Source organism: Methylobacterium goesingense (assembly GCF_022179225.1).
In the GTDB taxonomy this organism is placed as follows: domain Bacteria; phylum Pseudomonadota; class Alphaproteobacteria; order Rhizobiales; family Beijerinckiaceae; genus Methylobacterium; species Methylobacterium goesingense.
This window is the reverse complement of sequence record NZ_BPQL01000051.1, coordinates 21,455-27,750: the sequence shown is the minus strand read 5'-3', so window position 1 is coordinate 27,750 and position 6,296 is coordinate 21,455. Positions and strand designations below refer to the sequence as shown.

9 protein-coding genes are annotated in these 6,296 nt (G+C 72.3%); 5 read left to right on the top strand and 4 right to left on the bottom strand.

What is annotated here, in order from left to right:
* On the top strand, positions 1–245 hold a 245-nt coding region (locus MFF30_RS09845), incomplete at its 5' end, for a helix-turn-helix domain-containing protein (protein WP_283205883.1).
* A 25-nt stretch (positions 246–270) separates the two neighbouring features.
* On the opposite strand, the gene MFF30_RS09840 is transcribed toward MFF30_RS09845, so the two are convergent.
* Complete coding sequence (locus tag MFF30_RS09840; RefSeq protein WP_238279166.1) at positions 271–909, bottom strand: DNA-3-methyladenine glycosylase family protein; 639 nt, start codon at positions 907–909, stop codon at positions 271–273.
* Between the two features lie 62 nt (positions 910–971).
* On the bottom strand, positions 972–1,241 hold the full coding sequence (locus MFF30_RS09835; protein WP_238279165.1) for a hypothetical protein: 270 nt from the start codon (positions 1,239–1,241) through the stop codon (positions 972–974).
* Between the two features lie 190 nt (positions 1,242–1,431).
* Between MFF30_RS09835 and MFF30_RS09830 the strand changes: the two genes are divergently transcribed.
* The 4 genes from MFF30_RS09830 to MFF30_RS09815 all read left to right on the top strand — a co-directional run bounded on the left by MFF30_RS09830 (position 1,432) and on the right by MFF30_RS09815 (position 4,291).
* On the top strand, positions 1,432–1,872 hold the full coding sequence (locus MFF30_RS09830) for a UCP034077 family protein (protein ID WP_238279164.1): 441 nt from the start codon (positions 1,432–1,434) through the stop codon (positions 1,870–1,872).
* 186 nt (positions 1,873–2,058) lie between these two features.
* Positions 2,059–3,261, top strand: a complete 1,203-nt coding sequence (locus tag MFF30_RS09825; RefSeq protein WP_306424570.1) for an MFS transporter — start codon at positions 2,059–2,061, stop codon at positions 3,259–3,261.
* A 14-nt stretch (positions 3,262–3,275) separates the two neighbouring features.
* The gene (fhuF, locus tag MFF30_RS09820; RefSeq protein ID WP_238279162.1) at positions 3,276–4,007 is read left to right on the top strand and encodes a siderophore-iron reductase FhuF; all 732 of its coding nucleotides are present in this window, start codon (positions 3,276–3,278) and stop codon (positions 4,005–4,007) included.
* Positions 4,008–4,081: 74 nt separating this feature from the next.
* On the top strand, positions 4,082–4,291 hold the full coding sequence (locus MFF30_RS09815; RefSeq protein WP_238279161.1) for a hypothetical protein: 210 nt from the start codon (positions 4,082–4,084) through the stop codon (positions 4,289–4,291).
* A gap of 39 nt (positions 4,292–4,330) precedes the next feature.
* On the opposite strand, the gene msrA is transcribed toward MFF30_RS09815, so the two are convergent.
* Positions 4,331–4,849: a peptide-methionine (S)-S-oxide reductase MsrA gene (gene msrA / locus MFF30_RS09810; RefSeq protein WP_238279160.1), complete on the bottom strand. Its 519-nt coding sequence runs from the start codon at positions 4,847–4,849 to the stop codon at positions 4,331–4,333.
* 128 nt (positions 4,850–4,977) lie between these two features.
* Positions 4,978–6,273 carry an arsenic transporter gene (locus MFF30_RS09805; protein ID WP_238279159.1) on the bottom strand — a complete coding sequence of 432 codons (1,296 nt, stop codon included), beginning with the start codon at positions 6,271–6,273 and terminating at the stop codon, positions 4,978–4,980.
* Between the last annotated feature and the right edge of the window lie 23 nt (positions 6,274–6,296).

The following is a 6,296-nucleotide window of genomic DNA, read 5'->3' as shown; positions in this document are numbered from 1 at the left end:
TCCGTCTGCCCGAGGCCGAGGGCGTAGCGTTCGGCCTCGGGCAGACGGACTTCTCGGCGCCGGAGCCCGTGGCCGCCGGGACGCTCGCCGAGCAGGTCGACCGCTTCGAGCGTGGGCTGATCCGCGAGGAACTCATCGTGGCTGCCGGGGATGTGCGACTCGCCGCCGAATCCCTCGGCACTCCGCGCAAGACCCTCTACGACAAGATCGCCCGCCACGGTCTGACGCCGACGGATTACCGCTGATCCCGGTCCGGTGTCGTGGCGGCGCTCAGGCCGCTGCCGGGCCGGGTGCAGGCAGACCGATCTTCAGGTCCTTGATGCGCCAAGCGTAGCGCGCCAGCCCGGAGCGGTAGGGCGCGAAAACGGCGGCGAACGCTGCGGTGTCGTCGCGGCCCGTCAGCCGGCGCAGGGACCCGACCGCGGCGACGTCACCCACCGGCCAGATGTCGGGGTCGCCGTAATGGAAGATGCCGATCATGTCGGCGGTCCAGGGCCCGACACCCTTGATCCGGCACAGGATGGCCGAGCGCTCGGCATGGGTCATCGTGGCGAGACTGTCATCCAAGTGACCCGCCGCCTCGGCGGCGCGGATGGCCTGGAGCGCCCGGACCTTGTTGCCCGAGAGGCCGCAGGCCCGAAGCAGATCCGTGTGTTCGGGAACGAAGAGGTCGCGCGGCACAAGCCCGAGCCCGGCGGCGGCGGCCTCGATCCGGGCCCAGATCGCGTTGGCGGCGCGGATGGAGAGTTGCTGGTTCACGACCTCGACACAGAGGCGCGCGGCGACCTCGATGTGGATCGGGGGCTCGATCGTCAGGGGACCGACCGCCGCGATGGCTTCGGCCAGGGGCGGGGAAACGCGCGCCGCGATGGCCAGAACGTGGTGATGCAGGTGGTCGGGATCGTGCACGATGTCGTCCCGCGCGTGGCGAGCGGGTGCCCGGCCCCGTGGGGCCGGGTGTCGGGTCCGCCTTAGCGGTCGCGGCGCTCGCGACGCTCCATGCGCTCCTCGCGGCGCTCCATGCGCTCCTCGCGACGGTCGGGATCGACGCCGAGCACACCACCGACCGTGCCAGTCGCGGCGCCCACGGCACCGCCGACGATGCCGCCCACGGGGCCGGCGGCGCGGTTGCCGTCCTCGGCGCCACGCTCGGCGCCGCGCAGGGTGCCCTGCGCCTGGGCGGTGCCCGCGAGGGCGACGGGGGTGAGGATGAGAGCGGCGGCGATGATGATATTCTTCATGTCGGAGCTTCCTTTATCTCGTGCGGTCACACCCGGCGGGCCGGGTAGGCATGCCAGGTCAACGGCCGAGCGCCGGAAAGGTCCCATCGCGGATGGATTTCGTCGCCCGCGGGCTTGCGCCTACCCCGGCCGCTTGCGCCGGGCCACGCAAGCGGACAGGCTCTGGCCTCGAAGCGACGGGGGCGACGCGATGCGCGGGATCTCGGCCATTGCGGGACTGACCCTCCTGGTCTGCGGACCGGCCTTCGCGGCGGAAGCGACCGACGCCCGCACACCTATCGATTCCTGGGCGCAGATGCGGGCCGCCTTGGTCGGGTGCTGGACCGTTCCGGCCGGGACCGAGGGCTCCGTCATGGCGTTCCGGTTCCTGCTGGCGCCGAATGGGGGCCTGCGCGGTCCGCCGCGCGTCATGGCGCGCATCCTCAAGGGCGACGAGGCCGCGCGCCGGGCCTACGAGGCCTCCGCCTACGCGGCCCTCGACCGCTGCCTGCCCTTCGCCCTGACCCCGCACTTCAAGGCGATCATGGGTGAGACCCTGGTGCAGCTGCGCTTCGTCAACACGCCGCGCGAGCCGGCCCTGAACCTCGGCTCGGCGATCACGATCTTCGCCGAGGAAGCGCAAAGGCCCTGAGGCGACTCCGCGCCGGTAGGCATCCGACCGGTCGATGGCCAGTTTTTAACCGGTCCAGTTAAAGTATTGAATCGTTGATCTGCGAATAAACCTTCGCCATGGTCGCCGCCGATGCGACCGGGCCCAGTCACGCACACGCGAATTCGTTCCGGCCCGTCCGCGACAATGCGGGCCGGCGCTGCCCTGATGGAAGTCCGGCCCCTGGTGCCGTTCTTCTGCCTCTACGTCTCGTTCGGCGCCACTCTCGGCTTCCTGTCCGGCGCCGTGCCGCTGATCCTGCGGGCGCAGGGGCTGGACCTGACCGAAGTCGGCCTGCTCCAGCTCATCAACCTGCCGGTCGGCCTCACCTTCCTGTGGGCGCTCGCCCTCGACCGCGTTCGCCTGCCGGTCCTGCCGCACCGGACGGGCTGGATCGCAGCAGCCCAGGCCGTGACCATCGGGTTGCTCTGCCTGCTGTCGCTGGGCGAGCACTGGCCTCTGGCGGCGCTGCTCGGGCTCGCCATCGCGGCTTGCGCGGGCAGCGCCACCATGGATATCGCCCTGGAGGCCCTGGTGGTCGAGACCGTGCCGGCGGACCGACGCGCCTTCATGGCCTCGGCCAAGCTCTGCGGCGCCTCCCTGGGAGGTATCCTCGGCGTGGGGGTGCTGGTGGGCGCCTACGAGACCTTGGGCTGGGCCAACGCCGTGCTGGCCTGCGCGGCCCTCGACCTCGCCTGCCTCCTGCCGATCCTGCGCTACCCGGAGGCGCGCCTGCGGGGCTCGCGTCTGAGCGACCGGGCACCGGAGCGTCTCGCCGGGGCCCTGTCCCGCCTGCGCACCCTCGTGCCCCGCATCCTGGCTCTCGGGGCCTACTTCGCCGCGGCCTATCTCATCTCCGGTCCCAACACCCTGGCGCTCCTCGACCTCGGGGTGAGCCTGCCGCAGGTCGGCTTCCTCACCGGCACCGTGCTGCCGGCCGTGAACTTCGTCATGGCCCTGGTGGCGGGCGGCCTCGCTGCGCGCTTCGGCACGCTCCGGCTGATCGCGGCGGGCGGCCTCGGCGTGCTTGTGACGGGCGGGCTGATGGCGGCGGCCTGTGCCGCCGGGGCGGCATGGCTCGCCGTCGCCGCCACCGTCCTGAACTTCCTCTGCGGGGGCATCCTCGGGGTGCCGGTCTTCCGCATGATCTACACCTGGGCCCAGGGGCCGCGCCCGGCCACGGACTACGCCCTGCTGTTCGGGGCGGCCTTCTTCGCGGCGATGCCCTTGCGGGTCGCCGCGCCGGCCATTGCTGGCGGGCTCGGCTGGCCGGGCTACTTCGCCGCCGTCTTGCCGGTCTACGCCCTCGCGGTCGCCTGGCTCGCGGTCACGATCGCCCGGACGGGGCCGGAATCGGGGGCGGCGCCATGATCCCCGACTCGTTGATGCCCGACGTCCTGATCGCCGAGGTCGCTGCCCGCGTGCCGGACTCCCTCGGCGCCTACCGGGGCAGCGTCGTGGCCGGCTCCGGCGGACCCGGGGCGCGGCCCCTGACCGCCCTGCAGGACCCGGCCGTGTTCGACGCCACGCTCGCGGCCTTCGGCGCCGGCTTCGGGGCGGTCGACCGCCGCATCCTCGTCTCGTACTGGAGCCAGTTCTACTTCGCCGCGCTGGCGACCCCGGCGCTGACCGCGCTGGTGTGCCTCGGCCGCGCGCTGCCGCTGGCCTTCGAGGCCACCAGCCTGGAACTCGACGATGCCGGGCGCCCCGCCCGCCTGCTCGTGGCGGCGAACGCGGCGCAGGCGCCCTGTGGCGTCGCCCCTGGCCTCGGCGGCCTCGTCGAAGCGCACCTCGCCCCTTTCGTCGCCCTGTGTCACCGCCAGTGCGGACTCGCCCCCCGGGTGCTGTGGGGGAACGCCGCCGTGATCCTCGACCACGTGGCGGGGGAACTCGGGGTGGAACTCGGCCGGAACGTCTCGGCCTGCGCCGAGATCGCCGCTTGCCTCGGTCGCGGCGCGCCGCCATGCGGGTCGGGCGGGATGCCCCTGGCCCGCGCCCTCTGCCCGGGGGCGGGGGGCTGCCGGCGCCGCCGGGTCTGCTGCCTGCGCTCCGGCCTGCCGGGCGTCCCGTCCTGCGGGGCGCTCTGCCCGCGCGAATGCGGCGCCGGCGCAAGCTGAGGCGCCGGAACCGGGCCGGATGCCGGAACTTGGTCCGATAAGCCGGCCTATCTGCCGGCTCGGAGGAGCCCCCCATGTCGAGCGATACGGACACTCACCGCGACCTCCTGGCCGCGCTCAAGGCGGCGGCCGGGCAGGGCGGCGACGCCTTCGAACAGGCCACGATCCGGGCCTTCGAGCACGTCTTCGCCCATCTCGAGCGCCTCAACGCCCACGTCTCCCAGGGCGGTCCCGACGGCGAGGACCGTCCCCTCGCGGCGGGGGAATCCGCTACCCTGCGGTAGGGACCCCCGCCGGGCGAGCGCGGGGCGGTTCGCCCGCGCTCACGCCTCTTGGCGGGCCGTCTCGCGCACCGGCAGGGTCCAGTTCGGACGGACGTAGTGGCAGGTATATCCGTCCGGGCGCCGCTCCAGGTAATCCTGGTGCTCGGGCTCGGCCTCCCAGAACGGACCCTCCGGCGCCACTTCGGTGACGACCTTGCCGGGCCAGAGGCCGGAGGCGTTCACGTCTGCGATGGTGTCCTCCGCCACCCGGCGCTGGGTATCGTCGGTGTAGTAGATCGCCGAGCGGTAGCTCAGGCCCCGGTCGTTGCCCTGCCGGTTCGGCGTGGTCGGGTCGTGGATCTGGAAGAAGAACTCCAGGATGCGCCGGTAACTCGTCTGCGCTGGGTCGAACAGGATCTCGATACCTTCCGCGTGGGTGCCGTGGTTGCGGTAGGTGGCGTTGGGCACGTCGCCGCCGGTGTAGCCGACGCGGGTCGCGACCACGCCCGGCTGGCGCCGGATCAGGTCCTGCATGCCCCAGAAGCAGCCGCCCGCGAGGATCGCCTTCTCGTTGCTCATGGTCTTCGGTCTCCTTTGGGCAAACCCGGCGCGCGGGTCGAGCCCGTCCGATCTGTCCGCCTCAGATAGGCATCGCCGAAGCGTCCTCCCACCGCCTGCGCCGCGATGGCGCGCGAATTCCGCCGGTTTCAGCCCGGTCCGAGACGCGGCAGCCAGGCGGCGAGGGCCAGCAGGCTCGCCAGAAGCACCGGGGGCGTGAGGACGAGGCCGACCCGCATGTAACGGCCCCAGGTGATACGCTGGCCCTTGGCCGCCAGCACGTGCAGCCAGAGCAGGGTGGCGAGGCTGCCGATCGGCGTGAATTTCGGGCCGAGGTCGCAGCCGATCACGTTGGCGTAGATCATGAGTTCGCGGGTCTGCGCCGGCAGGTCCGGGGCCTGCTGGATCGCCAGGGCGCCGATCAGCACGCTCGGCATGTTGTTCATCACCGAGGACAGGAGCGCGGCGGCAAAGCCCGTGCCGACGGTGGCGGCCCAGGGCCCGAACTGGCCGAGCTGGACAAGCCCCCCGGCGAGCCAATCGGTCAGGCCGGCGTTCCGCAGGCCGTAGACCACGAGGTACATGCCGAGGCTGAACAGCACGATCTGCCAGGGCGCTCCGGCCAGCACCCGGCGGACCGGGATGACCTGGCCCCGCAGGGCGAGGCCGAGGAGCAGGACCGCGCCCGCGCCCGTGACGACCGAGACCGGCACCCCGAGGGGCGCGGTGAGCACGTAGGCCGCCAGCAGGGCCCCCAGCAGCGGGAACGCCGCCCGGAACACGGCCTCGTCGCGGATCGCCGCGCGGGGCTCCTCCAGGGTCTCCACTGCATAGGTCGCCGGCAGGTCGCGCCGGTAGAACAGCCACAGTACCGCCAGGGTCGCCGCCAGGGAGGCGAGGTTCACCGGCCCCATCACGGCGGCGTAGCGCGCGAAGCTCAACCCGAAGAGGTTGGCCGAGACGATGTTGACGAGGTTGGAGATCACGAGCGGCAGGGAGGCCGAATCCGCCACGAAGCCACAGGCGACGATGAAGGCCATCGCGGCCTCGGGCCGGAACTCCAGCCGCAGCAGGATCGCCAGGACGATCGGTGTCAGCAGCAGGGCCGCCCCGTCATTGGCGAACAGGGCCGCGATCGCCGCCCCGAGCAGGATCACCAGCGGAAATAACCGGCGGCCGCGCCCGCCGCCCCAGCGGGCCACGTGGAGGGCCGCCCAGTGGAAGAACCCGGCCTCGTCGAGGAGCAGCGAGATCAGGATCAGCGCCACGAAGGTGAGGGTGGCGTCCCAGACGATGTGCCAGACCACCGGCACGTCGGCGGGCTGGATCACGCCCGTGGCCAGGGCCACCCCGGCTCCGGCCAGGGCGCTCCACCCGATCCCGATCCCCCTCGGCTGCCAGATGACGAACAGGAGGGTGACGAGAAAGATCGCGAGGGCGAGCATCGGGCGGATTTCGTCTTCTTAAG

What these genes read in the sequence shown, in the direction of transcription:
- MFF30_RS09825 (WP_306424570.1), top strand. Translation starts at nt 2,059, where the DNA reads ATGGAAGTCCGGCCCCTGGTGCCGTTCTTCTGCCTCTACGTCTCGTTC.
- MFF30_RS09830 (WP_238279164.1), top strand. Translation starts at nt 1,432, where the DNA reads ATGCGCGGGATCTCGGCCATTGCGGGACTGACCCTCCTGGTCTGCGGA.
- msrA (WP_238279160.1), bottom strand. Translation starts at nt 4,849, where the DNA reads ATGAGCAACGAGAAGGCGATCCTCGCGGGCGGCTGCTTCTGGGGCATG.
- fhuF (WP_238279162.1), top strand. Translation starts at nt 3,276, where the DNA reads ATGCCCGACGTCCTGATCGCCGAGGTCGCTGCCCGCGTGCCGGACTCC.
- MFF30_RS09805 (WP_238279159.1), bottom strand. Translation starts at nt 6,273, where the DNA reads ATGCTCGCCCTCGCGATCTTTCTCGTCACCCTCCTGTTCGTCATCTGG.
- MFF30_RS09835 (WP_238279165.1), bottom strand. Translation starts at nt 1,241, where the DNA reads ATGAAGAATATCATCATCGCCGCCGCTCTCATCCTCACCCCCGTCGCC.
- MFF30_RS09815 (WP_238279161.1), top strand. Translation starts at nt 4,082, where the DNA reads ATGTCGAGCGATACGGACACTCACCGCGACCTCCTGGCCGCGCTCAAG.